The sequence below is a fragment of the Streptomyces viridosporus genome (assembly GCF_002078235.1).
Lineage (GTDB): Bacteria > Actinomycetota > Actinomycetes > Streptomycetales > Streptomycetaceae > Streptomyces > Streptomyces viridosporus.
Genome location: NZ_MSGP01000515.1, coordinates 1 through 1442, shown reverse-complemented (window position 1 = coordinate 1442; position 1442 = coordinate 1). Strand labels below are relative to the sequence as shown.

The following is a 1442-nucleotide window of genomic DNA, read 5'->3' as shown; positions in this document are numbered from 1 at the left end:
ACCGGCTCTCGATCGCCGAGGACGGGCCCGTCGCGCTCGCCGCGCAGGTGCACGCCGACGGTTTCCGGGCGGCCCTGGTCGGGCTCGGCGGCCGTATCGTGGCCACGGCGCCCGGCTGCGAGGCGGTCGACGCCGACCCGGCGAAAGTGCTGGGCTCCGTCGTCGCGGCCGGCGCGGAGCTGCTGCGGGAGACCGGACGGCGGTGCGTGGGCGCCGGCCTCGCGGTGCCGTCGGCGGTGACCGAACCGGAGGGACTGGCCCTCAACCCGCTGCACCTGGCCTGGCCCGCGGGCGCACCGGTGCGGGAGATCTTCACCGAGCAGGTGCGGGCGGCCGGCCTTCCCGGACCCGCCTTCGCGGCCAACGACATCAACCTCGCCGCCCTGGCGGAGCACCGGCACGGCGCCGGGCGCGGCTCCCGCGACCTGCTGTGCGTGGCCACCGGCCACCGCGGTGTGGGTGGCGCGCTGGTGCTCGACGGCCGCCTGCACTCGGGCAGTTCGGGCCTCGCCCTGGAGGTCGGCCACCTCGCCGTCAACCCCGAGGGCCGCCCCTGCCACTGCGGCAGCCACGGCTGCCTGGACGTGGAGACGGACCCGCTGGCCCTCCTCACCGCGGCGGGACGCGCCCCGGGCCCCGAGATGTCCCTGCTGAAGCAGGCCGACGACCTGATCCGCGGACAGTACGACGACCCGGCCGTCCGCGCGGCCGTCGAGGTCCTCATCGACCGCCTCGGCTTCGGGCTGGCCGGCCTGGTCAACATCCTCAACCCCGACCGGATCATCCTGGGCGGCCTGCACCGCACCCTCCTGGAGGCCGACCCCGACCGGCTCCGCGCCGTCGTCGCCGACCGCAGTCTGTGGGGCCGCAGCGGCGGTGTCCCGATCCTCGCCTGCACCCTGGACCACAACAGCCTGGTCGGCGCTGCCGAGCTGGCCTGGCAGCCGGTGCTGGACGATCCGCTGGCGGCACTGGCGTAGCGGCCCGCCCGACGGGCCCGGCCGGACGGGCCCGCCCGCGTCGCTTCCGGGGAACCGGGCACCCGGCCCGGCGGGTCGGTCCGCAACCGGCCCCCGCGCCACGACCGACGGCGCACAATGATCCACGAGCACCGACCGCCGACCACGAGCACCGATCGCAGAAGACGGCCCGACGGACAGGAAGCCGACGTCATGACCGACAAGCTCACCGTGAGCGTCCTGGGTACCGGCATCATGGGCGCGGCGATGGCCCGCAACCTCGCCCGTGCCGGGCACACCGTCCGCGCCTGGAACCGCACCCGCGCCAAGGCCGACCCGCTCGCCGCCGACGGCGTGCACGTCGCCGGCACACCCGCCGAGGCGGTCGAGTCCGCCGACGCCGTGCTGACCGTGCTGTACGACGGCCCCGCCACCCTGGAGACGATGCGCAGGGCCGCTCCCGCCCTGCGCATCGTCTCCAGG

Annotated in this window: 2 protein-coding genes; both read left to right on the top strand. The window is 76.3% G+C overall.

Annotated features, from left to right (window positions below; all coding sequences use genetic code 11):
• Positions 1-980: ROK family protein (locus B7L92_RS30970; protein ID WP_081240649.1), on the top strand; the 980-nt coding region annotated here is incomplete at its 5' end.
• Positions 981-1172: 192 nt separating this feature from the next.
• A partial coding sequence (locus B7L92_RS30965) for an NAD(P)-binding domain-containing protein (protein ID WP_159461075.1) occupies positions 1173-1442 on the top strand: 270 nt, incomplete at its 3' end.